This window comes from Corynebacterium sp. CCUG 65737, assembly GCF_024454115.1.
GTDB lineage: Bacteria > Actinomycetota > Actinomycetes > Mycobacteriales > Mycobacteriaceae > Corynebacterium > Corynebacterium genitalium.
In genome coordinates this window covers 290,472-312,705 of the sequence record NZ_JAGPZB010000001.1, presented here as the reverse complement: position 1 = coordinate 312,705, position 22,234 = coordinate 290,472, and the positions used below count along the sequence as shown (strand labels likewise).

The 22,234-nt window shown below is 61.2% G+C and carries 25 protein-coding genes; 9 read left to right on the top strand and 16 right to left on the bottom strand.

Features of this window, described 5'->3' with window-relative positions; genetic code table 11:
• Nucleotides 1-22 precede the first annotated feature (22 nt).
• From KBX17_RS01650 to KBX17_RS01640, 3 genes are read left to right on the top strand one after another with little or no spacing between them, the layout of a single operon-like run.
• On the top strand, nucleotides 23-376 hold the full coding sequence (locus KBX17_RS01650) for a GntR family transcriptional regulator (RefSeq protein ID WP_256018217.1): 354 nt from the start codon (nucleotides 23-25) through the stop codon (nucleotides 374-376).
• Nucleotides 373-1,131, top strand: coding sequence for an AAA family ATPase (locus KBX17_RS01645; RefSeq protein ID WP_255998116.1), 759 nt, complete (start codon nucleotides 373-375; stop codon nucleotides 1,129-1,131). Before KBX17_RS01650 ends, KBX17_RS01645 begins: the two co-directional genes overlap by 4 nt.
• Complete coding sequence (locus KBX17_RS01640) at nucleotides 1,128-1,841, top strand: hypothetical protein (RefSeq protein WP_256018215.1); 714 nt, start codon at nucleotides 1,128-1,130, stop codon at nucleotides 1,839-1,841. Before KBX17_RS01645 ends, KBX17_RS01640 begins: the two co-directional genes overlap by 4 nt.
• Before the next feature lie 60 nt (nucleotides 1,842-1,901).
• On the opposite strand, the gene KBX17_RS01635 is transcribed toward KBX17_RS01640, so the two are convergent.
• Together KBX17_RS01635 and bioB are read right to left on the bottom strand one after the other, a co-directional pair.
• Nucleotides 1,902-2,105, bottom strand: a complete 204-nt coding sequence (locus KBX17_RS01635) for a hypothetical protein (RefSeq protein WP_256018213.1) — start codon at nucleotides 2,103-2,105, stop codon at nucleotides 1,902-1,904.
• Nucleotides 2,106-3,182: a biotin synthase BioB gene (gene bioB, locus KBX17_RS01630; RefSeq protein WP_256018212.1), complete on the bottom strand. Its 1,077-nt coding sequence runs from the start codon at nucleotides 3,180-3,182 to the stop codon at nucleotides 2,106-2,108.
• A gap of 243 nt (nucleotides 3,183-3,425) precedes the next feature.
• Between bioB and KBX17_RS01625 the strand changes: the two genes are divergently transcribed.
• A complete protein-coding gene (locus KBX17_RS01625; protein WP_005286405.1) occupies nucleotides 3,426-4,052 on the top strand; it encodes a CAP domain-containing protein in 627 nt (208 codons plus the stop codon).
• Between the two features lie 268 nt (nucleotides 4,053-4,320).
• Nucleotides 4,321-5,082 carry a hypothetical protein gene (locus KBX17_RS01620; protein ID WP_255994480.1) on the top strand — a complete coding sequence of 254 codons (762 nt, stop codon included), beginning with the start codon at nucleotides 4,321-4,323 and terminating at the stop codon, nucleotides 5,080-5,082.
• A gap of 65 nt (nucleotides 5,083-5,147) precedes the next feature.
• Here the strand turns inward: KBX17_RS01620 and KBX17_RS01615 are convergent, their stop codons facing one another.
• A complete protein-coding gene (locus KBX17_RS01615) occupies nucleotides 5,148-6,053 on the bottom strand; it encodes an exodeoxyribonuclease III (protein ID WP_256018210.1) in 906 nt (301 codons plus the stop codon).
• An 84-nt stretch (nucleotides 6,054-6,137) separates the two neighbouring features.
• On the opposite strand from KBX17_RS01615, the gene KBX17_RS01610 reads away from it, so the two are divergent.
• Nucleotides 6,138-8,357 (top strand): NADP-dependent isocitrate dehydrogenase, encoded by a 2,220-nt coding sequence (locus KBX17_RS01610; protein WP_256018208.1) that lies wholly within the window; start codon nucleotides 6,138-6,140, stop codon nucleotides 8,355-8,357.
• Between the two features lie 72 nt (nucleotides 8,358-8,429).
• Here KBX17_RS01610 and KBX17_RS01605 read toward each other — a convergent pair whose 3' ends face one another.
• Nucleotides 8,430-9,044, bottom strand: coding sequence for a PH domain-containing protein (locus tag KBX17_RS01605; RefSeq protein WP_255998102.1), 615 nt, complete (start codon nucleotides 9,042-9,044; stop codon nucleotides 8,430-8,432).
• A 239-nt stretch (nucleotides 9,045-9,283) separates the two neighbouring features.
• Between KBX17_RS01605 and KBX17_RS01600 the strand changes: the two genes are divergently transcribed.
• Together KBX17_RS01600 and KBX17_RS01595 are read left to right on the top strand one after the other, a co-directional pair.
• Entirely contained in the window at nucleotides 9,284-10,603 is a 1,320-nt protein-coding gene (locus tag KBX17_RS01600; RefSeq protein WP_255998100.1) for an O-acetylhomoserine/O-acetylserine sulfhydrylase, read from the top strand.
• Nucleotides 10,600-11,742, top strand: coding sequence for a homoserine O-acetyltransferase (locus tag KBX17_RS01595; RefSeq protein ID WP_255998098.1), 1,143 nt, complete (start codon nucleotides 10,600-10,602; stop codon nucleotides 11,740-11,742). Before KBX17_RS01600 ends, KBX17_RS01595 begins: the two co-directional genes overlap by 4 nt.
• Nucleotides 11,743-11,745: 3 nt before the next feature.
• Here the strand turns inward: KBX17_RS01595 and KBX17_RS01590 are convergent, their stop codons facing one another.
• The 9 genes from KBX17_RS01590 to KBX17_RS01550 all read right to left on the bottom strand — a co-directional run bounded on the left by KBX17_RS01590 (nucleotide 11,746) and on the right by KBX17_RS01550 (nucleotide 18,819).
• Nucleotides 11,746-11,985 carry an AbrB/MazE/SpoVT family DNA-binding domain-containing protein gene (locus KBX17_RS01590; RefSeq protein ID WP_256018207.1) on the bottom strand — a complete coding sequence of 80 codons (240 nt, stop codon included), beginning with the start codon at nucleotides 11,983-11,985 and terminating at the stop codon, nucleotides 11,746-11,748.
• Nucleotides 11,986-11,994: 9 nt separating this feature from the next.
• Entirely contained in the window at nucleotides 11,995-12,228 is a 234-nt protein-coding gene (locus tag KBX17_RS01585; RefSeq protein WP_256018202.1) for a hypothetical protein, read from the bottom strand.
• 64 nt (nucleotides 12,229-12,292) lie between these two features.
• Nucleotides 12,293-12,949: a metallophosphoesterase gene (locus KBX17_RS01580; protein ID WP_256018200.1), complete on the bottom strand. Its 657-nt coding sequence runs from the start codon at nucleotides 12,947-12,949 to the stop codon at nucleotides 12,293-12,295.
• A gap of 34 nt (nucleotides 12,950-12,983) precedes the next feature.
• Nucleotides 12,984-14,642: an iron ABC transporter permease gene (locus KBX17_RS01575; protein ID WP_005286445.1), complete on the bottom strand. Its 1,659-nt coding sequence runs from the start codon at nucleotides 14,640-14,642 to the stop codon at nucleotides 12,984-12,986.
• A 32-nt stretch (nucleotides 14,643-14,674) separates the two neighbouring features.
• Nucleotides 14,675-15,736, bottom strand: coding sequence for an ABC transporter substrate-binding protein (locus KBX17_RS01570; protein WP_005286449.1), 1,062 nt, complete (start codon nucleotides 15,734-15,736; stop codon nucleotides 14,675-14,677).
• A 33-nt stretch (nucleotides 15,737-15,769) separates the two neighbouring features.
• Nucleotides 15,770-16,750, bottom strand: a complete 981-nt coding sequence (locus KBX17_RS01565) for an ABC transporter ATP-binding protein (protein WP_256018199.1) — start codon at nucleotides 16,748-16,750, stop codon at nucleotides 15,770-15,772.
• A gap of 166 nt (nucleotides 16,751-16,916) precedes the next feature.
• Nucleotides 16,917-17,525: a trans-aconitate 2-methyltransferase gene (locus tag KBX17_RS01560; RefSeq protein ID WP_005286455.1), complete on the bottom strand. Its 609-nt coding sequence runs from the start codon at nucleotides 17,523-17,525 to the stop codon at nucleotides 16,917-16,919.
• A 6-nt stretch (nucleotides 17,526-17,531) separates the two neighbouring features.
• Nucleotides 17,532-17,864, bottom strand: a complete 333-nt coding sequence (locus KBX17_RS01555; protein WP_255994465.1) for a DUF3017 domain-containing protein — start codon at nucleotides 17,862-17,864, stop codon at nucleotides 17,532-17,534.
• A 94-nt stretch (nucleotides 17,865-17,958) separates the two neighbouring features.
• Entirely contained in the window at nucleotides 17,959-18,819 is an 861-nt protein-coding gene (locus tag KBX17_RS01550) for a bifunctional methylenetetrahydrofolate dehydrogenase/methenyltetrahydrofolate cyclohydrolase (RefSeq protein ID WP_256018197.1), read from the bottom strand.
• 36 nt (nucleotides 18,820-18,855) lie between these two features.
• Between KBX17_RS01550 and KBX17_RS01545 the strand changes: the two genes are divergently transcribed.
• Nucleotides 18,856-19,317, top strand: coding sequence for a tRNA (cytidine(34)-2'-O)-methyltransferase (locus KBX17_RS01545; RefSeq protein ID WP_256018196.1), 462 nt, complete (start codon nucleotides 18,856-18,858; stop codon nucleotides 19,315-19,317).
• On the opposite strand, the gene KBX17_RS01540 is transcribed toward KBX17_RS01545, so the two are convergent.
• The 3 genes from KBX17_RS01540 to KBX17_RS01530 all read right to left on the bottom strand — a co-directional run bounded on the left by KBX17_RS01540 (nucleotide 19,275) and on the right by KBX17_RS01530 (nucleotide 22,094).
• Entirely contained in the window at nucleotides 19,275-20,630 is a 1,356-nt protein-coding gene (locus tag KBX17_RS01540) for a PH domain-containing protein (RefSeq protein WP_256018194.1), read from the bottom strand. The genes KBX17_RS01545 and KBX17_RS01540 overlap by 43 nt on opposite strands.
• Entirely contained in the window at nucleotides 20,627-21,076 is a 450-nt protein-coding gene (locus KBX17_RS01535) for a PH domain-containing protein (RefSeq protein ID WP_256018311.1), read from the bottom strand. Before KBX17_RS01535 ends, KBX17_RS01540 begins: the two co-directional genes overlap by 4 nt.
• A 97-nt stretch (nucleotides 21,077-21,173) precedes the next feature.
• Nucleotides 21,174-22,094 carry a cytochrome b/b6 domain-containing protein gene (locus KBX17_RS01530; RefSeq protein WP_256018193.1) on the bottom strand — a complete coding sequence of 307 codons (921 nt, stop codon included), beginning with the start codon at nucleotides 22,092-22,094 and terminating at the stop codon, nucleotides 21,174-21,176.
• Between the last annotated feature and the right edge of the window lie 140 nt (nucleotides 22,095-22,234).

Here is a 22,234-nt window from a genome sequence, read left to right as displayed (position 1 = left end):
CCTGGGTTATATGGTTACCCACATGAGTGGCAAACCCTTATACCAAGAGATCGCGGACGAACTCCGTGATCACATAGCATCCCGAACCTATCGGCCGGGCGAAAGAGTCCCATCCACCAACGAGCTATCGCAGTTCTATTCCGTCAACCCGACCACCTCCGCAAAAGCCCTAACCGAGCTGTTCAACGACGGCTTGGTGGAAAAACGCAGGGGTCTTGGCATGTTCGTCAAGGATTCTGCGCGTGACCAGGTCTTGCGCACCCGGCGCGACGCCTTTGCCGCTACCTTCATCCACCCGCTCCTGCGGGAAGCGGACCAACTAGGCATTTCCGCTGATGAGCTGACTGATTTGATTGCTAAGGAGCGCCGATCATGACACCGACACTTCCCCTCTCCCCCGGCTTCTACGCCCTCGTGGGCCCCAACGCCGCGGGCAAGACCCACTTCCTCCACAGCCTCATTGGCCCGGATGCGGCGTTCGTTCCCGCCGGTTCAGACATCCACTTCGCTGGCCGCACCGTGGCGGATCATCTTCGCGCCGCCACCACGATCAGGAAGCTGAGTTCGGTATCGCTCCCGGACAAGGTACAGGAGTCCTCCCGCTTCAGCGACCTTTCCGTCGGCCAACGCCGCCTGCTCACGATCAATCTCGCGTTCGCCGTCGACGCGCCACTTCTGCTTCTTGACGAACCTTTCGACGGCCTCGACGTCACCTCGCGCCGCACCGCCCGGGAGAACCTCATCGCCTACCTCGCAGAGAACACCGACCGCACGATCATCATGGCCTCTCACCGCACTGAAGACTTCGCTGGCCTGGCCACGCACGTCATTCAAGCGTTCGAGCATGAGATCAGCGAGCCAATGCTTATCGACGATCTCCGCACCTCCTTCCCCACCGTCACCGGCCCCATCAAGGACGTGAACGCGCTCGCTGAACGCTACGGTGAACTGACACGGTCGACCCTCGGCCCCACCGCGCGGGTCACGCTCGCGGAAGCACCCTTAGACCTGGACTCCATGCCAGGGCTAAGCGTCGAGTATCCCGACGATGCACAGCTCCTCGACATCCTGGCGACGACTCCCGCTCCCGCCGCAACCTCCGAAGCAACGACCCGAAAGGCCCAGCCATGAAACTATTTTTGAGCCCCTTCTCTAGCTACACCTATCTCCTCGCTGTGGCCGCGCTTGTCGCTGCAGTACCCCTCGGACGCTTCTACGCGGGCGACGGGACTGTGTGGACCATCTTCGGCGGACTCGGCTTAGTGGCCCTGTTCACCATCGGGGCAATGCAGTGGCCAGCGGTGAACCAACTGGGCACGAGCTTCCGCACGTGGCTGAAATCTGCCGCAGCCACCGCAGCGGCAGCGTCCGGAGTGCTCGCCGTGGTCACCACCGCTTCATCGGTCGTCAACCAGGACCAGAACCCCTACTACAAGGCCTATGACGCATTCCTCGTGGTGAGCAACGACCCCGTCGAATGGAGAACCAGGAACGGGGAGGCATATCTGCTCGACGCCGCCGCCCAGAACGCCGGGACGATCATGGCCACGTTCGCTGTCACCTTCACATTCCTTTTCTTCACGTGCCTGATTGGCGTTGGGGCGGGTCTCGCAGCGAAAACCGAGTACCGCTGGCTTCCAATCGTCGCCGCGATAGCCGCCGTTGCCGCCGCAGTGTTCTGCAACGTGGCCATCATGGCCTACAGCACGAGGGAGATCGGGGGAGAATTCGTGTCGCTTCCTCCCACCTACACAGGATTGCTCACTATCACGGTCGCAACACTCATTGCGGCAGCAGCTTCGGCCTTCTCGATTGCTCGCGCGCCGCGCTTCATCCGCTAACCCACCGAAAAGCCCGCCACGAGGGAATCGCTCCCATGCAGTGGCGGGCTTTTTCGGCGTTCAACGCTCTAACCACTCCGAGCGCAGCTCCCCGTGGCGCGAACAGGCTGCCGCCCACCCCATCGGGCTGATCTTCACCACCATGCGCCGTTGGCATAAGGGGCAGATCCGCGGCGCGTCGTACGGCCGGGCAGGGTCAGCTGGCAGCGCGACCTCGCCAGAGAGCACTGCCCTAGCAAGCTCGTCGTTGTCGGGAATTTTCATCTACAACGCCGTCAGGGTGTCGTAGAAGGCGCCGTTGCCGGAGTTCCGCTTCTGCCCGACCGGTGTGATGCCTATGTTCATACCCGGTTTCATTCCAGGTTTCGCACCGGCCTCCATGGCCTGGTCGACGGCATCGCGGTCGCGCTCCATCGGGCGGCCGAAGGTGGTCAGGTAGTTCCCTCCGATGATGGCGTTGGCGCCGCCGAGGAGACCGGCTTCGGTTCCGTCGTCGCCAAGCGCAAGCTCAGTGCCGCCTGCAAACCGCAACTGTGTGCGCGGCATCGCAAGCCGCATTGCTGCGACCATGCGCAATGCTTCTCCCTGCGGAACGAGCGGGCGGTCTGAAAATGGCGTGCCGGGGCGCGGGTCGAGGAAGTTCAACGGGACTTCCTCCGGCTCGACGGAGGCGAGCTGAACTGCGAACTCCGCGCGCTGCTCGAGGGTTTCGCCCATGCCGATGATGCCGCCGCAGCAGGTCTCCATCCCTTCTGCGCGCACATGCTCAAGCGTGTCCTTGCGCTCTTGCCAGGTGTGGGTGGTCACCACGTTGGTGAAGAAGGAGCGGGCCGTTTCAAGGTTGTGGTTGTAGCGGCTCACGCCCATTTCCCGCAGCTGGCGCGCTTGGTCGCGGGTGAGGATGCCCAATGACGCTGATATGGAAATGTCCACCTCGTCCGTGATAGCCACGATCGCTTCGGCGACCTGATCCAAGAGTTTCTGCGTCGGCCCTTTCACCGCCGCGACAATGCAGAACTCGGACGCACCCATTTTCTCCGATTGTTTCGCGGCCTCCACCAACTCCGCGATGTCGAGAGTGACCGCACGCACCGGGGACTCAAACAAGCCCGACTGGGAACAGAAATGACAGTCTTCTGGGCAACCACCGGTCTTCAGCGAAATGATGCCCTCGAGCGAGACATCCACACCGCAGTGCTTGATGCGTGTCTGGTGAGCAATGCCCAGCAGCTCAGTAAGGTGATCGTCTTCAGCGTTCAGGACAGCAAGCACCTCTTGCTCGCCCAGTCCCTCCCCGTTCTCGAGAGCTTTCTCCCGTGCCACTGCGAGAATGTCGTGCATGTATCTGTCTCCAATCGGTCCGTATTCAATGCCAGCTTAGAGCAATGATTGAACACTGTTCAAGAAGCACCCTGGCGAGTTGGAACCGGCCACAGCCGAGCATCCTGGCTGAGAAATATTTACGAATTCAATAAGACACGTTTTCATAACAATTTGGAGACGGTACGGTCAGTTTGACGGTAGCGCGATTTACCGCCTAGACACCGCTCCTACCGGAGCAGCGCCTACTGAGAAAGTGACCCGATGACGAACCTCATCTTGCAATCGTTCATTAGCCTGATTGCCTCCATCCTGCCCATCTTCGGGCTCCCATTTGGTGAACTGGCTAAGGACCACAAGCCCGACACCGGCACCGCAGAGCAAGTACAAGCTGCCCCTGCGAAGCTGAGCGAGGAAGCCGATGAGCCGCTCGTCGAGGGCGGTGCCCCCGTGCCGGCCGCGAACGACTCCGCAGAAGTCCCTGCAGACGATGCCGCACAGGTTTCCGATGAGGAGCTGAGCGATCTACAGGAGGCGCTGATCGATGCGGCCAACCGCTTCCGCGTCCAAAACGAACTCCCAGAGCTCGAACCGATGCCCGAGCTCAACGACCTCGCCCAAGACTGGTCTGAGCAGCTCGCCCGCACCGGGGGCGACATCTCGCACCGCCCCGACTTTGCCGAGAGCTACCCGGAGGGATGGAAGAACGCGTCAGAGAACGTGCTGCAGAACATGACCGATGCTGACGCTGATGACCTCGTGGAACAGTGGGCCAAGTCCCCGGGCCACCGCAAGAACATGCTCGACCCGGAGATCAACCGCATTGGTGTCGGTGTCGCCGATCACCCCGATGGAAAGCGCTACGCGACCCAGAACTTCGCGCGCTACTAATTTGGCTATCCCTGGATGCCATTAATGCCTGGCACCCCTCCAGTGCCCCTCCACTAGTCCCCTCAAGGCCCAGCCTCGCCGACTATCGGCGCAGGCTGGGCCTTTTTCTGCGCGCAGCAAACCTTTCGCATCCTCCTGCCGCTTGCGCTACTGAGCCAACCAGTTATATGGTTACCCACATGAGTGGTGAACCTATAAACCAAAGAAATACTCGTCCCGTGTCAAAACATTCCTCCGCCACCCCGGCACGAGCAGGAAAGGCCTAACTATGAAACTCTTCCTCAGCCCGCACAAGCCCGTTAAATACCTCGCGCCGTTCGCCGTGTTGTGCGTGATTGTGCCCCTTGGCCGATTCCTCGCCGGGGACGGCACCGTGTGGACACTCCTGGGCGGTGCGGGCATGTTCGCCCTCTTCGCAATTGCAGGGAGGAACTGGGAGGCCGTGGACCAACTCGGAGCGAGCTTCACCAAGTGGATGAACTCCGCCGCTTTCACGATGATCACCGGCTCCGGAGTGCTCGCACTTGTGACGGCAGCTTCCTCGGTGATCAACCAAAAGCTCAATCCTTATTACAAGGGCTACGACTTTTTCCTGTTCACCACCGACAAACCGGTCGAGTGGGCGACTTCCCCGGGCCCCTTTGCCGATTCCAGCTTCGTTCCTGAACCGTATTTGGTGGAAAACGCTGGCCAGAGCATCCTCACCGTCGCCTTGACGGCCCTGCTCACGTTCACCTTCTTCGCGCTGTGCTGCGTCGGGGGCCTCGCGCTCGGTCTGACCATGAAGCGCCGGGGCGGTTTACTCTTCCCGGCGGCCGTGGTCATCGCGATCGTGGCGTACGCCATCACCTACACCGTGCTCGCCTTCCCGTACACCAGCGGGCAGGTAGACCCAGTTGATCCCGCGCACATGATCGTTCCGCTGGCCGAACCAAGGTCTGTTCCCATCGCCGCCGCATCCATCGCCGGTTTAATCATGCTGTCCGCTTCGGCATACATGATCGCCCGCACCCCGCGCCTGCGACGGTAAAGCCCAGACGACTGGTAGAACTTCGCGGTAGATACAGGACAGTGATGAAAGGACAGCGCCGCTAGTTAGCGGTACTCCACAAGCAGCGGTGAGTGATCCGACCACCGCTGCTCAACCGTCGGCGCCTTTTCCACCCAGGTGCGCTCGGCGCGCTCGAGCATGCTCGCGGTGGCGGCGTGGTAGTCAATGCGCCACCCAGCATCGTTGTTGAAAGCCTGGCCGCGGTAGGTCCACCACGTGTAGGGAGCATCTTCCGGGTGGAGGCGGCGGGCGACATCGAACCAGCGCGGCTCGTCGCAGGCGGAACGGCGCGCATCGCTGACATAGTCGACAGCACCGAAGAAACCGGCCTCATCCTTGACGTCGAGGTCCTGGGCCCCGTCATCGGGGAAGCAACCGAAGACGGAGTCCATGAAGGCGCGCTCGCCCGGCAGAAAGCCGGAGGACTTCTGGTTCGTCTTCCAGTTCTTCAAGTCTTCACGTCGGTGGCAGATGTTCCAGTCGCCGCCGATGACCATGTCGGGGTACACGTCGGGCCAGGTGGCTAGCAGCGGCTCGAACTGGTCGAGGAACTGCCACTTCTCGTCCTGCTTCTCGGTGCCGGTGGACCCAGACGGCAGGTACAGGGATGCGACGCGTTCCCCACCGGCGGTCGTTCCGGCAATGAACCGGCCGGAGTCTTCGAATCCGGGGATGCCGTAGGAGACGTCGATAAGCGGCGTGCGCGAGGCGATGGCCACCCCGGCACGACCCTTCGCGGCTGCGGGAGCTGTGTAGACGTGCCACCCCTCCTCGATGGCGGGCGCGAGTGCTGCCTGGGCTTGCTCCTCAGTTGCGCGAACTTCTTGCATGAGCACCACGTCGGCGGTGGTGTCGGTCAACCAGGCGAGCATGCCCGGGTTGGACTCGTTGCGGACCTTGGTGGCGGCGCGGATGCCGTTAACGTTCACGGAGGCGATAGTGAGACTCATAGGAAGCCAGGGTACTCGGCGCAGGTTTGACCAAATAGGTAGTGTGGGAGCGAAACGAATAGCTCCTATTAATTGAGGTGAACCATGGCCAAGATCATTTGGACGCAGACGGATGAAGCCCCCCTGCTGGCAACTTACTCCCTCAAACCGATTGTCGAAGCCTTCGCGTCGAACGCTGGCGTGGACGTGGAAACGTGCGACATTTCGCTGGCAGGCCGCATCCTTGCGCAGTTCCCGGATTACCTCGACGAGGACCAGCGCGTCAACGACGACTTAGCAAAGCTCGGTGAGTTGGCGGAGACGCCGGAAGCCAACATTGTGAAGCTGCCGAACATCTCTGCTTCCCTGGTCCAGCTGAAGAACGCCATCAAGGAGTTGCAGGACGCCGGATTCAAGATTCCGGATTACCCAGCTAACCCGTCCAGCGACGAGGAGAAGGACATCAAGTCCCGCTATGACGCTGTGAAGGGCTCCGCTGTGAACCCGGTTCTCCGCCAGGGCAACTCCGACCGTCGTGCGCCGCGCTCGGTGAAGAACTTCGCGCGCAAGAACCCCCACTCCATGGGTGAGTGGTCCTCCGATTCCAAGACCAACGTGGCCACGATGGAGGACAACGACTTCCGCCACAACGAGAAGTCCGTCATCCTAAATAACGACGACACCCTGACCATGAAGCTCGTGGGTGCAGACGGGCGCGAAGAGGTCTTCCGCGACGACATGAAGGTCGATAGCGGTGACGTTGTGGACGCGACGTTCATGTCCGCCAAGGCACTGGATGCTTTCCTGTTGAACGCGGTTCAGCGCGCAAAGGATGAAGGCGTTTTGTTCTCCATCCACCTGAAGGCCACCATGATGAAGGTTTCGGACCCGATCATGTTCGGCCACGTAGTACGCGCCTTCTTCAAGGACGTCTACGACCAGTACGGTGAGCAGCTCATGGAGGCTGGTTTAGACGGCGAGTCCGGCCTGGGTGCTATCTACTCCGGGCTAGAGAACCTCGAGAACGGCGCGGAGATCCGCGAGGCCTTCGACAAGGCCATGGCTGAGGGGCCAGACCTGGCGCAGGTCAACTCCCACAAGGGCATCACCAACCTGCACGTGCCGTCTGATGTCATCGTGGATGCCTCCATGCCCGCCATGATCCGCAACTCCGGCCAGATGTGGAACGCCGACGATAAGCCGCAGGACACCCTGGCTGTCATCCCGGACTCCTCCTACGCCGGCATCTACCAGGCGGTCATCGACGACTGCCGCGCCAACGGCGCCTACGACCCGACCACCATGGGCACCTCCCCCAATGTCGGCCTCATGGCACAGAAGGCAGAGGAGTACGGCTCCCACAACAAGACCTTCAAGATGCCTTTCGACGGCACCATGCAGGTCGTCTCCTCGAGCGGCGACGTGCTCATGGAGCACGAGGTGGAAGAGGGCGACATCTGGCGCGCCTGCCACACCCGCGGCCCCGCCATCAAGGACTGGGTCAAGCTGGCCGTCGACCGCGCACGCAAGTCCGGCATGAAGACCATTTTCTGGCTCGACCCGGCCCGCGACCACGACAACAACATCCGCACGCTGGTGAACAAGCACCTCGAAGAGCACGATCTCGAGGGCGTGGACATTTCCTCCCAGTCCCCAGAGGAAGCCACCCAGACCACGGTCGACCGCATCCGCCGCGGTGAGGACACCATCTCCGTCACTGGTAACGTCCTGCGCGACTACAACACCGACCTGTTCCCCATCCTCGAGTTGGGTACGTCGGCGAAGATGCTCTCTGTCGTCCCGCTCATGGCAGGCGGCGGCCTGTTCGAGACCGGTGCCGGCGGCTCCGCTCCGAAGCACGTCCAGCAGGTCCAGGAGGAAAACCACCTGCGCTGGGATTCCCTCGGTGAGTACCTCGCTTTGACCGAATCCTTCTTCCACGAAGAGGAGAAGAACGACAACGCCCGCGCCGGCATTCTGGGCCACACCCTCGACCGCGCGATTGAGACCTTCCTCGACGAGGGCCGCTCCCCGTCGCGCAAGGTGAACGAGATCGACGACCGCGGCTCGCACTACTGGATCGCCCGCTACTGGGCGGAGGAGCTCGCCTCCCAGGAGGACGACACGGAGCTGGCATCCGGCTTCGAAACCATCGCGAAGGATCTTGCCGGCAACGAGGAGCAGATCCTACAAGAGCTACTCGACGTCCAAGGCGAGCCCGCCGACCTCGGCGGCTACTACTGGCCGGACAACGAAAAGACCACGAAAGTCATGCGTCCGTCGGAAACCTTCAACAAGATCGTCGACAAAACCGAAGACGACTAGAGCGTAGGTTTAAACCACGAAAGGGGCAGCCTCACAGGAGCTGCGACTTCCCGGACCCGGATATCATCCCGCTTAAAGGCCGAGGAGTTTGCGTTTTGCCGCTGCAAACTCCTCGTCTGTCAGTAGACCAGCCAGTTTCAGATCCGCAAGCTTCTGCAATTCAGAATTCAAGCTGCGTTCAACAGCCCCGCCAGAACTGCTTGGCTGTGGCCCTTCGTGCCTCAAAGTCTGTGAGTTGGCACGCTCCTGCATACGAATGCGAGCCTGTTCTGCGGTGGTATTGATCACTTGAACCGCTTGTCTGAATTCAGGGATGTCGACCAGCTCAACAGAGTCAAGCTCGCCGCTCGGGCGCTTTGCACGCAGAGTGACGGTACCTACCGCTCTAGCTTTCTGTGTCATTGTTTGATGCCCATCGACATCGAAAATCTCATGCGTTCGGATCTGCTGGCGGTCGGTGGAAAGAACGCCCCGCTCGACGACGAGGAAATCCTCTGTCAAGGAATAACGCCCCGCCCCAACGCGTGAAACTGGCTTGCCAACCGCACTCCAGATCAATCCCGGCTCGGTAGTGTGATCGTGCCTATGGGCAACCCGTTCCGCTGCTTCACGGGCAAAGAATTTGATATCGAATCCGCCATCCGACATAGAGGCAGAACCGTTGTAGGGGTTTCTAGGGGTAGTCATGCGAATAGCATAATCTTCAGTACTTGCTAATTAGAGGTACCCACAACAGGCCGACTCGCTAGTTTCCGTTCACCGCACCTTGATGCATATTTTTACGGGAAATATATTCACTTCTTAACAGTCGCGAACAGGCCCTAACAGACAGCTTAGTTTGACTTTTTTATTCGCCGCTCTCGATTTCTCGCCCGAAAGCCAAACTCTGTTTGCCACTCCGCGCTTACGCTCGTAGCTTTGGTGACATGCCTCAATACGACAACAGCGCTGCAGGCGAGTGGGGTTTTGATACCCGTGCCGTCCACGCCGGCCAGAATGTCGACTCTGACTTCGGTGCACGCAACCAGCCGATCTACATGACCACCTCCTACGTCTTCAACGATACGGAGCACGCGCAGGCGAGGTTCGCGCTGGCTGACCCGGGGCCGATTTACACCCGCATCACCAACCCGACGCAGGACGCGTTCGAGAACCGTCTGGCCTCCCTGGAGGGCGGTGTCGCGGCAGTGGCGTTCGCCTCCGGCATGGCGGCGGAGACTGCGGCGATCACGAACCTGGCCAGCGCCGGGGACCACATTGTCACCTCCCCGCGCCTTTACGGCGGCACTGAGACGCTGTTTGAGGTCACCCTCCCCCGCCTCGGCATCGAGTTCACGTTCGTGGACAATCCGGATGACCCGGCCTCTTGGGAGGCTGCGGTCAAGCCCAACACGAAGGCCTTCTACGGCGAGACCTTCGGCAACCCGATCGCGGACATCTTGGACATTCCTGCCATCGCGGACGTCGCCCACGCTAACCGTGTCCCGCTCATCGTGGATAACACGATGGCCACAGCCGCGCTGGTCAAGCCGCTTGAGCTCGGAGCGGACATCGTTGTCGTCTCCACGACGAAGTTCTACACCGGCAACGGCTCGGCGCTCGGCGGAGCGATTATCGACGGCGGATCTTTCGACTGGACCGTCCAACGCGACGGAGCAGACGTTTTCCCTTATTTCACCAACCCCGACCCGGCGTACCACGGTCTCGTCTACGCGGGTCTGGGTGCGCCGGCCTATGCCGTGAAGGCGCGCGCAGGCATCCTGCGTGACACAGGTGCGGCGATCTCCCCCTTCAACGCGTGGTTGGCGCTGCAGGGGATGGATACGTTGGGCCTCCGCGTCGAAAAGCACAACGCGAACGCTCTGGAAGTCGCACAATTCCTGGATGCGAATCCGCAAGTTGCCACCGTGAACTTCGCTGGCCTGCCTAGCTCCCCGCACTACACCACGAAGGAGAAGCTCGGGCTGAAGTACACCGGGTCCGTGCTGTCCTTTGATATCGCGGACGCGTCCCGCGAGTCTGCCTGGGCGTTCATCGATGCACTAAAGCTCCACTCCAACCTGGCCAACGTCGGCGATGTGCGCTCGCTGGTCGTGCACCCGGCGTCGACGACGCACTCGCAGTCCAACGAAGCGGGCCTGGCGCGCGCGGGCATCACGCAGGCGACGATCCGCCTGTCCGTCGGTATTGAAGATGTCCGCGACATCATCGCCGATCTCGAGCACGGATTCGCGGCCATCGCATGATCCCGCTTCCGCCCGAAGGCGAACTGACCTTCCAACCGATCGGTGACTTCCAGACGGAGGCTGGTGCCGTCATCCGCGACGTGACTGTCGCCTACCAGCGGTGGGGTGAGTTCCACGGGGATCCCCATGGCCGCAACAACCTCATCCTTGTGGAACATGCCCTGACCGGCGATTCCAACGCCGTCGTGTGGTGGGACGGGCTGATCGGCCCCGGCGCGCCGATCGACACGGACCGCTTCTGCGTCATCTGCACGAACGTCCTCGGCGGCTGCTCTGGCACGACCGGCCCGTCGAGCGACCACCCGGACGGCGGTAAGTGGGGCTCGCGGTTCCCGGCGACGTCGATACGCGATCATGTGCGCACCGAAGCCCACTTCTTAGAGGCGCTCGGCATCACCTCGATGCACGCCGTGATCGGCGGCTCCATGGGCGGCGCACGCACCCTCGAGTGGACGCTGATGTACCCGGACTGGGCGAACTACGCCTGCGTCATCGCCATGTCTGCGCGCGCGAGCGCCTGGCAGATCGGCATCCAGTCCGCGCAAATCTCCGCCATCGAACGCGACCCGGACTGGCAGGGCGGCGACTACTACGGCACCGGCCGCTCCCCCGATGCAGGTCTATCCGCCGCACGCAGGCTGGCGCACCTGACCTACCGCGGTGAGCTGGAGATTGACGAGCGTTTTGGCACCATGGCCCAGCCAGGCGAAAACCCCCTCGGCGCCTTCCGCGACAGGCAGCAGCGCTTCGCCGTGCAGAGCTACCTCGACTACCAGGGCCAGCGACTCGTGGAGCGTTTCGACGCCGGCTCCTACGTCGCCATCACCGAGTCCCTCTCCCGCCACGACATCGGCCGCGGACGCGGCGGACTGAACCGGGCACTCGCACAAATCACCGTGCCCACGATGGTCGTCGGCGTGGACACCGACATCCTCTACCCGTTCCACCAGCAAGAGCACATCTCGCGCAACATCGGCAACCTGCTGGCGATGAACAAGATCGTCTCCCCCGTCGGCCACGACGCCTTCCTAGTGGAAACCCGCCAAATGGGCCACATCCTGCGCAACTTCATCGCCATGGCGGACCAAACCCCGTCCGCGAGCGACTTAGCGAAGGAGCAAGGCAACTACGACATCTAGGGGTTACCTACGCCGTGTGTCAATAAGGGCTAAAACAGCATCGTTGCTAATCAGGCTCGACCCACGGCCAACCAATCGCCCATCGTCCGTTTCGACGATCTCCGCCGTGCGGCCCCCGGGAATGATGGTTATGCCACCTCCATAGGCAGAGATGTCAACTGCGGATCCCAGTTCCAATCCAAGCGCTTCACGCAGGGCTTTCGGCAACAGAACACGGCCGCCTGAATCAAGCGTTGCTTCCATGGGACCAGGCTACCGGTATCTTCCCATTGAAACGGAAAGCTCAGCGTGAAACCGGTCGAGACCGAGAATCGTGCACAGGTCTTCGTCCTCTGCTGGAGAGTTGACCCTCCGGGCGATGGCCTCCATCGCGGCGGGGATGAGCACCGGATCATCGTGGAGGAGCAGTTCCTCCCGCAGCACCGCGAGGTCATTGCGGTTGTAGATGTCAGGCAGTGATGGATGCTCCTTATACGTGCGCCTCAAACTCGGGTACGTCGCGCTAATCGACGCGACCAATTCCCTAACCCACCTGTTGTGACAATTGTGTTCACACCACCAGGTTCTGCACACGGACGTCTCCGTCGTTCACGTCAATGAGATACGCCCGCCCCATACCTACCCAGCCGATAAAAGGCTCAGGGTTCAATGTGATTTGCGAGTGGACATGACCCAAGATCCACGCGTCGTACCCGCATGCGAGGAGTTCCTCTGTCGTGCATGGAAGGCAATCGTGTTTGGAGTACTCGCCGGTAACCGAAGTGTGAAGCAACCCAAGGTTCACGGCATAAGGTAAAGGGTGCGGAAAGTCGCTCACGAGTGAGCGCGGGTCCCTATCTACCTCAACAGAAGCGGAATGCAATGCCCACTCACCCACCTCGATGGTGTGTGGCTGTGTGCCGGAGACAATGACTCCCCGCGGAATGACAGCGCTCAGATCGTGGTAGACGTCGTGGTTGCCCGCGGTGAAAACCACCGTTTCGAACAGTTCGAGCCCACGGCTGAAGAATGCAGCGACCTCAGAGTACGTGGCTTCGGTGTAGCGCTTGCGGTCGATGATGTCACCGACCACGACAAGGTGGCTCGCCCCGGCAGCGGCCGCATGATCAAGGGTCTCTAGGGCCCATTCAATTCCGGGCCCAGTCTTCTTGTCTCCGGTCTGTTTGCGGCCAAGGTGTACGTCAGCAAGGACTGCTACAGTACTCACAAGATGAACCGTAACCGAAAACTGTAGGGTTCCTCTAGCGGGCTTGGTGGCTTGCACGCCCCTGCCACCATCGGATGAGCACCAGGACCGCAGTCGATGTACCCACACCGATCAGGGTCATCGCCATTGCTTCGGCTCTGTGTCCCTGCTCGAACTGGTTCATGATCCAGGGTGCGAGCAGGTTGATGTTCGACGGCCTAATCAGAGACGACATGACCAGCTCGCGGATGCCCACGAAGAACGCCAGCAGCCAGCCTGCGAAAATTCCTGGGGCAAGCATGGGGAGTGTGATGCGTGTGAACGTTTGCCATCGCGTAGCACCCGAAACGGCGGATGCCTCGCTGAGTGTCGGCGACATGGACACCGCTGAAGTCTTGATGTTTTGCACCGCCATGGGGACAAACAGCACAGTGAATGCCATCACAAGGATGATTTGCGAGCCGTAAGGGGTAAACGGCAAACGCGGAGAGTTCCACAGCAAGATGAAACCGATCGCGAGCACGATTCCGGGAACAGTATCGGGAGCCACTGCAAGGAAGTCGCTCAAGCGGGAAGACAGCGTGCGGTTACGCAATGTGAAGATCGTTACTGCAAGAGCAAGCACAACCGCTGTCGTTGCACCAATTGCACCAAGCGCAATGGAACGCGTTAGCGCCTCCTGCCCGGACGGCATCTGGAGGACAATCTTGAAGTAATCGAAAGTCAGGTTGTTGAGTGTCGGCGGCTTTGAACGCAGGATCGTCATCGACGCGAGGATGATAGAGATGTAGGGAATCACCACACACAGGATGAACACCACCGCAGCGTAGATCCAAGCCACAACCATCGCGGGGCGCGAGGGGTTCAGGTGCACAGCCCGGGAGACCCGGCCACCGCTCACCAAGTCAGTACGTGCAACCCACTGCTGAGTACCCCAAGCGAGCACGCCCAGTGTGAACAGAACACTCGAGGATGCAGCAGCCTTTGAGAAGTTCAGCGGATCGATGGTCACATCTTGGTAGATAGAGGAAACGAGAACCGGGTACCCGATCGCGTTACCGAGCGTGACCGGAGTACCGAACTCACCCGCGGCCTTAATGAAGACAATGAGTGCTCCTAGCGAGTACGGCCCGAGCACAATGGGAGCGACCACACGGCTGAATTGCTGCCAGCGACTCGCCCCTGCCACTTGCGCCATTTCCAGCTGCGAAGCCGGAATAGAGGCGAAGGCATTTCTGAGGATGAGATACAGGAACGGGAAGAGTTCCGCCGCCATGATGAAGCCCATACCCCACACCGAGTTGATCGCGGAACGGACCGCGTCACCGAGCGCGGGGCCGAGGAGCATGTCCGCAACGCCGCGCAGGCGTGTGAAGTCCATCCACGCCAGAGCTGCGGCAAAAGGCGGCGTCATGAACGGGATCATGATCATGACCTCTACCCATTCTGCCTTCCGCATGGGTGTCCAAGCGCGAAGGAAGGCTAGCGGAGCAGCGAAGAGGGTGGAGAACATGACGACGAGGAACGAAAGCCAAACTGTGTTCCAGATGACCCGAAGCATTTCGGGACGGAAGAGGGTGTGCAGTGCAGAATCCTCGTCCCGGTAGCCCGTCACTGCGGTGACCAGGACTGACACGAGCGGCGCCGCAACCAGCACTAGCAAGATCAGCAGCACCGGGTACACACCGGCGTTAGTTTTAGCTCTCGTTCTCATCGCCTTAGAACTTGTCCTTACTCTCTGGCGGCCTAGGAGAGGTAGCGCTCAGCGAATTTGTCACGGAGATCCTTCGATTCAGAGGAAATTGCAGACCAATCGTCGGAGATTTGATCAATCTCGTCGAGCTTCGGGCCGTTCTTCGGATCCACGTTCTTGTTAGCGGGAATCATGTTCTTGGAAGCAGAAATCTGCTGTGCTTCTTCGGAGAACATGAAGTCGACAAACGCCTTTGCTGCGTCCATGTTGTCGGAAGACTTCATGATCATGACCGGGCGAGGGGTCACCGTGGTACCGGAGGACGGGATGATGACCTCAATCGGCTCACCCTTGTCTTTAGCGGAGTAAGCCGAGTAGTCCACGCCGCCGAGGACAATGCCCTTGGAACCAGAGGTGACCTGGTCAAGAGCCGGGCCGTTGGCGCCTTGAACGATCATGCCGTTGTCAAAGAGATTGTCAAAGAGTTCCCAGGTTTTGTCTTCGCCCCACTGGGACACCATGGCGGCAATCAGGTCAGCCGCGGTGCCAGACTCGCGAGGATCCGGCATGATCACCTGGTCCTTGTACTTCTCGTCAGCGAGATCCTCCCAGTCCTTGGGCATGTCAGTGACTACATCGGTGTTGGCAACTAGAGCCAAGGCAGAGCCGTCACGACCATGGAACGTGTCGTCGGATGCGTTCCAATCAGCGTTCGCGGAGTCGATATTCTCCGGCTTGTACTCCTCTAGTGCGCCACCTTCAGACTGCTTGTCCGCTGCGCTCCAGGAAGCGAGGTAAACGACATCAGCCTGAGGGTTAGCCTCTTCTGCCTTGATCTTCGCAGTGACTTCACCGGTCGTACCAGCGAAGACGTTGACGGTCACGTCAGTGCGTTCCTGGAACGCTTCCACCAGAGCATCGGTAAGACCCTGCGGGTTTGCCGAGTAGTAGTCGATGGAACCGGACAACCCGTCCGGTGCCTGCCACTGTTCAGCAGTGGAGGCGGTGTCATCGTTGCCGGTGGATCCAGCATCATCGTTCGATTCAACAGATCCGCAGGCGACCAAGCCGAGAGCGGTACCAATGCCGACGAGTGCAGCAGCAAACTTCTTCATGAAAGCAAACTCCTTGTTGAAAAACGGGAAAATTTAGGAATGCGAGGTGACCGTCAGCAGGACCTTGTCACCTCGGCCGAGGCGGTGCCGCGAGTAAGCCAGCCATGGATCGGCGGCACCGGGCACCACACAGCGGACCTCGTAGCGTCCACCGGTGTATTGGCTCTCCACCACCTCGCCGATGATGGAGTTCGCCGGTTGCGTGTCCGGTCGCTTTCCATCGAGGGGAGTGACCTCGAGGTCCTCGGGGCGGTTCGTCGGAAGCGTTTCGTGGGTGTTGGTCACACCGACGAAACCGGCGACAAAGTCATCTGCCGGGTGGTCGTACAGCTCGACCGGGTCGGCGAATTGGCGGACGTTGCCAGCATTCATCACGGCGACGCGGTCCGACATGGCCAACGCCTCGGACTGGTCGTGCGTGACGTAAATGACGGTCAGGTTCAGCTCGTACGCCAAGCGGGTCAGCTCCGAACGAATCTGTGTGCGCAGGGCCGCATCCAAGGCAGACAGCGGCTCGTCCATGAGCAACAGCTCTGGATCGGACACCAATGCACGTGCAATAGCAACGCGCTGCTGTTGACCACCGGACAATTCGTTCGGGCGTTGCTCGGCTTTGGCGCCGATTCCCACCATGTCCATTGCCCGCGCAACGCGTTCTTCGCGCTCCGCTTTTGCCACTTTCTGATTTCCAGTGGTCAGCGGGAATTCCACGTTCTTGGCCACCGTCATATGCGGCCATAGCGCGAGATCTTGGAACACCATCGACAGTTTGCGTTTGTTTACTGGGACATTGGTGTTGGGACCGAACACTTCGTTGCCTGCAAACTCAATAACTCCGTCGTCCGGTGTCTCAAGTCCACCGATGCACCTCAATAGCGTCGACTTTCCACATCCAGACGGGCCGAGTATTGAGACAAATTCACCTTTCGCGATGTCCAGCGAGGTTTTGTGCAACCCCGTTCCGTCAGCGAACTCGCGGCGCACTCCGCGCAATGAGACGTGCGAACTATCCATACCTGCTCCAGCGTTAAGAACTAACGGTCCTACACTAGGGGTGGCCAATGAAATAAACTATGGATTCGCAGTGAACAGATTATGAAATATCTGAAACCCTCCAGTTAGACCTCAGTGCGTCCGCCAACAGCCCCAGCCAACGCCTGTTGATGACTAGAACCCACTGCTAGGCTCGCACTGCAGTCACAGCAATATGTGCACGCTTCTGTGCGGTGGCAGGACGAGTTTCCACTCTGCTAACCCGAAAGCCTGCGTATTCAATAAGGGATGTGATGTCGTCTTCCGAGTACGCCGTCGCCGGGAAAACTTTGTGAGCGAAGAGCTTTCGGGAATCGGCAAGGAACCCGCCATAAACGAGCACGCCTTCAGGAACGAGAATCCTCGAGAGCGTTTCGAGGGTCGTCAGCATGTCCTCCGGCGTCATGTGGATGAGCGAGTACCACGCCAGCACCCCACCCGCGCTCTCGACGTCCCCTTCGAAACTCTCAATGTCGATCACCGAGTACTCAATGCCTGGATATGCCCTCCGCGCATGATTCACGAACTGAGGAACTAGGTCTATTCCAGCAGCTTGATGCCCCAGACTGTTGAGGTACGCCGTGAGGTGACCAGGACCGCAACCCACATCGAGAATGCTGTTGGTGACGCCTTTGAAACCTTCCGCGATGAACAGACGATCCGCCTCGTCGACAGAATCGATGCTCCCCAATTGATCGATGTACCTGCCCGCCACGTCCGAGTAAGCTTCCTGCGTTTCGCGAGACGTCATATCCATTGCGCTCTAGCTCCCCAACGCATCCACCGACAGCGCCAACCAGAGCAGCAGTGCGCCTGTCGACGCCGAGAATAGCGCGTCGAAACGTCGCGACCGCACCGCCAACAACCCCATCACTTGCGAGTCGCACGTCAAGCGGCACACGGTGAGCCACAGCATAGATACGCCGAGAGTGAATGCCGCCCGGCGCCAGTGCTCTGTCACCGAGAACAGCGAGGCCGCGACGAAACCGAGGACGAACAGCACGATCATTATCTGCTGGACGCGCACGGGCAGCCGGGACAGCGGGGTGCCAATGTCGTGCGGATTATCCAAGCTCGGCGGCGGAGCCGTAGACACCTGCGCTGGAGCGGCCGCTGACGCTGGCGCGGTTGCGGCCCGCCCCGCCGGGTCTACGTTAGGGCACCTTGGGGGGCGTCTTGCTGGGCGTGAGCTACTCGGCGTGGGCAATCCGCTCTGCCCTCTCCACGATGTTGCGCACCAGGAAGGTGCGCGTCATCGGGCCAACACCACCGGGGTTGGGCGACACCCAGCCGGCTTTGTCCCACACGTCGGGGTGGACGTCTCCGGTGGTTTTGCCGTCGAGACGCGACACGCCCACGTCGAGCACTGCGGCACCGTCTTTGATCATGTCGGCGGTGATCATGTGGGGTTTGCCCGCGGCGGCGATAATGACATCGGCGCGGCGGGTCTCCGCGGCGAGATCCTTGGTGCCGGTGTGGCAGAGCACGGCGGTCGCGTTGACGTCGCGCTTAGTCAGCATGAGCGAGATCGGGCGGCCAACGGTCACACCGCGACCAATAACGCACACGATGGCACCGTTGAGGTCAACGCCGAAACGCTCCAGAAGAGCCAGCGACCCGTTGGGGGTGCACGGCAGCGGGGCGGGCTCGTTGAGCACGAGGCGGCCAAGGTTGACCGGGTGCAGGCCGTCAGCGTCCTTATCCGGGTCGATCAGGCCCAGCACACGGTTCTCGTCGAGGTGCTTCGGCAGCGGCAGCTGCACGATGTAGCCGGTGACCGCGTCGTCGTTGTTGAGCTCCTCGATGACCGCGTCGAGCTCTTCCTGGGTGCAATCCCCCGGCAGCTCCTTCATGATGGACGCGATGCCCAGCTCCTCGCAGTCCTTGTGCTTCATGCGCACGTAGTTCTGGCTGGCGGGATCCTCACCGACAAGCACCGTGGCCAGGCCCGGCGTCACACCATGCTTCTCCTTCAAGCGAGTTACACGAGCTTGAAGGTCGGCGAAGATTTCTTCGCGGTAGAGTTTTCCGTCCAGTTTGATCGCAGTCACACCCGTCATCTTAGACCGAGCTTTAGACTAAGCGGCGTGCACGTGATCTTCGACAACCCCGTCATCCCCGGCAACACTGGCAACACGATCCGCCTCTGCGCGGGCACCGGGTTCACGCTCCACCTGGTCAAACCGTTGGGCTTCCTGCTGGATGACAAGCATCTGAAACGCTCCGGCCTGGACTACCATGACCTCGCCGACGTGCAGATTCATGAGGACATCGAGTCCTGCTTCGCGTCGCTTATCGACGCACGCATCTTCGCCTTCACCACCCACGCCACCCGCCACTACACAGACGTGGAGTACCGGGACACAGATGCGCTTCTATTCGGTACGGAGCCGACGGGGCTGCCCGAGCAGCACTCTCACCACCCGCGCGTGACGGACCAGTTGCGCATCCCGATGCTGCCCGGACGCCGCTCGATGAACCTGGCCAACTCGGCTGCTGTGGCCTCCTACGAGGCGTGGCGGCAGTTGGGGTTCCCCGGCGGGGTGTGAGGGGGAAGTTTGCGGGTGCGGAGCTCGTCGATAAGCGCCCAGGCGTCGGGCGTAGCGAGGTCGCGCGCGCACATCTTCACGGTGCCGGGGACTAGCTCGAAGCGCACGTGCGCCAGGTTGAGACGGCGCTGAATCGGGCCCTGGCGGAACGTGATTTCTTGGATGTGCGGCACTTCGATGAATGCGTAGCGGCGGCTCAGCAGGCCGTGGCTCGTGGTCGCCATGGGGATGCCGCCCATGAGGTCGAGGGAGACGGCTTGGTGGGACGCGTCAATTGGCGATGGGATCCGTGCGCGCTTCGGTGAGCGGAGATCCCAGTCGGGTTCTGTGATGTGCGTGCGGGTGAGCGGGCTAATCGCTTCGATGAGCGCGACCGCTTGCTTGTACGAGCCCACGGGAAGCAGCCGCGAGGTGCCGGACTGTTTATTGGACTCGCGGCCGTACCCGGCGATGTTCACGGTGACCGACCACCACCCGAAGATGCGCCACAGCACCGGTTGGGACAACCCGATCGCGTGGATCCGATCCAGCGGCACTGCTTGGCGGCGGCGGTTGGCCAGACCGTAGCTCAAGTTCACAACGTCGCCGTCCAGCGTCGCGGTGTAGCGCCATGACTGGTCGATCTGCCGCCAGATCTGCGGGATGAACCCGGCCAGGACCGGGAGGATGACCGCCAGGGTGAGCTCCGTGAAGATCGGAATGAACGACCATGCGACCGTGAACACCGTGGTCAGACGCAGTGCCGCGCCGGCGAGCGAGCGGGCAACCGGAATCGGTTCAACGAGATAGGCACCCGCAGTTTGTGTGAGCGTGTCCAGCTGCTCGTCGGTGCCCTGCTGCGCGATCTTTCGCAGTAGTTCCGTGCGGACATTCTCTGCTTCCGTGCGGGGTAGGTAGCCGATCTCGATGGCAGAGTTGGACCCTCCGGCTGCCTCGACGCGCACAGCCGCAAGGCCGATAAGGCGTGGGGCGAGCGGCTCGACAACGTCGACAGCTTGGATACGGTCGTACCGCGCCGCGCGCACCTTGGTGGAGATGACGCCCCGTGTTAGCTCCACCTCATCCGTGCCGAGGCGGAAAGTCGTGCGGTACCACCACACCTGCGAACCGAGGAAAACCAGAAACAGAGCCACCCCTGCCCCGCCGGCGACCTGCCCGACGGTGGCCCATGTCAGGTCCCGCTCACGCAACGCATCAGCCACGAACGTGAAGAAATTGAACACGATCAGCGTGACAATCGCCGCGACGCCACCCCACACACGCAGCAGCGGAGTCAGACGGTGGACGCGGCGGTACCGCGGGACAGTATTCACAGCCCGCTCATTCGTTCACGTGCTTGGACCGCGAGACGCTCACGCAGCGCATCCGCTTCCTCGGCGGGTAGCCCCGGAATGGTCGCGTCCGTGGTCGCGGAGGCCGTGTGCAGTGCCAACTCTTTAAGCCCCAGCGGACGCGTGAATGGGCCGGTGCTGACATCGACGTACTGGATCCGGCCGTACGGCACCACTGTGAAATTCTGGGTGATCTTGCCTTTGGTGATCAGCAGCTCATTGTCTGTCTCCAACCAGCCGGTATTGCGCACCCGCAACGGAATCATGATCAGCTGAAAGACATACCAGAGGCCGATGGCGGCAGCACCCCACCACCACACGCCGCCAAGCTGAAACTGGGCAAGGCCGAAGCTGCCAGCTAGGACCGCAGCCCAGATCGTCTGCGAGATATAGCGCGCGGTGATGAGCTTTCGGCTCACCGGATTCATGCCACTGACATCAGTAGGCATCTGTGCTGGCTGGTTCAGGTGCGAACGGCGGCGATCCGGCGATTCTGCTTCGTGGGCGCCCTGCATGCGGTTCAGCCTAGCGTGCGGTGACCTCACCGAAGCGCCGGGCAAGCGGTGCGAGCGTCGCCGGACGAGCCGCCACCCACGCCGCCGCGACCACCGCCAGCGACACCAGGAAGATGATCAAGCCCGTCCAGTTCCCCGCGTACTCCGTCGGGTCCGTCGAGCCTTGCGCCGCGTACATGTGGTTGAGGTTGCGCAGCGCGCCAGTAGCCAAGACCAGCCCGACGTGAATCACGATGAACACCACGAAGTAGATCATCACCGGGAAGTGCATCGCCCGCGCCGCTTGCGCAGGGAAGACCTTGTTCCATCGGGCCGAGTCGGCCGGCCAGAAGCTACTCATGCGCACACCCGACAGGATCGCCAGCGGTGCCGCCACGAACACTGTGATGAAGTACGCCAGCTGCTGCAGGCCGTTGTAGTGGACCCAGCCGTTTTCCGTGGGCCAGTTCAAGGACAGATACTGCAGCCCGGCCGAGACCGCATTCGGGAAAACACCCCAGCTGGTCGGCACAATCCGCATCCACTGCCCCGTTACAAACAGCAGCACACCGAACACCAGCCCGTTGACCACCCACAAGATATCGAGCACCTGGTGGAACCACAGCGTCAAACTGATCTTCCGCCCGCCCTTCTTCGGCCGCCAGTACGCTTCAGGGCGGCGCTCGGTGCGGATCTGCATGCCCGTCCGGATGATCAGCACCATCAAGAACATGTTGAAAAAGTGCGACCAGTTCAGCCACGCGGGAATGCCCACCGGCGCGCTCTCCGGCATCGGTGCATAACCGGGGTACTTCTCCACGAACTCCTGGCCCGTCTCCGTATCCAGGAACGCTCGGGCGCCCCCGACACCCAGTGCAAGCAACACCAGTGCGACCACCGCAGCGATCCACACCCAGCGCCTCCGCTTATCGACGCCCCGCGCCACCGTCATCCCCCCACCACTCTTCTCCCCGGCGGGTGTGGTGGGAGCAGTTTTGGCTGCAGCCGGTGCGGCTGCAGCCGGTGCGGCTGCCGGCGGTTTCGGTGCAGCAGCAGCTGGTGCCGCTGCCGGAGGTTTGGGCGCTGCAGGTG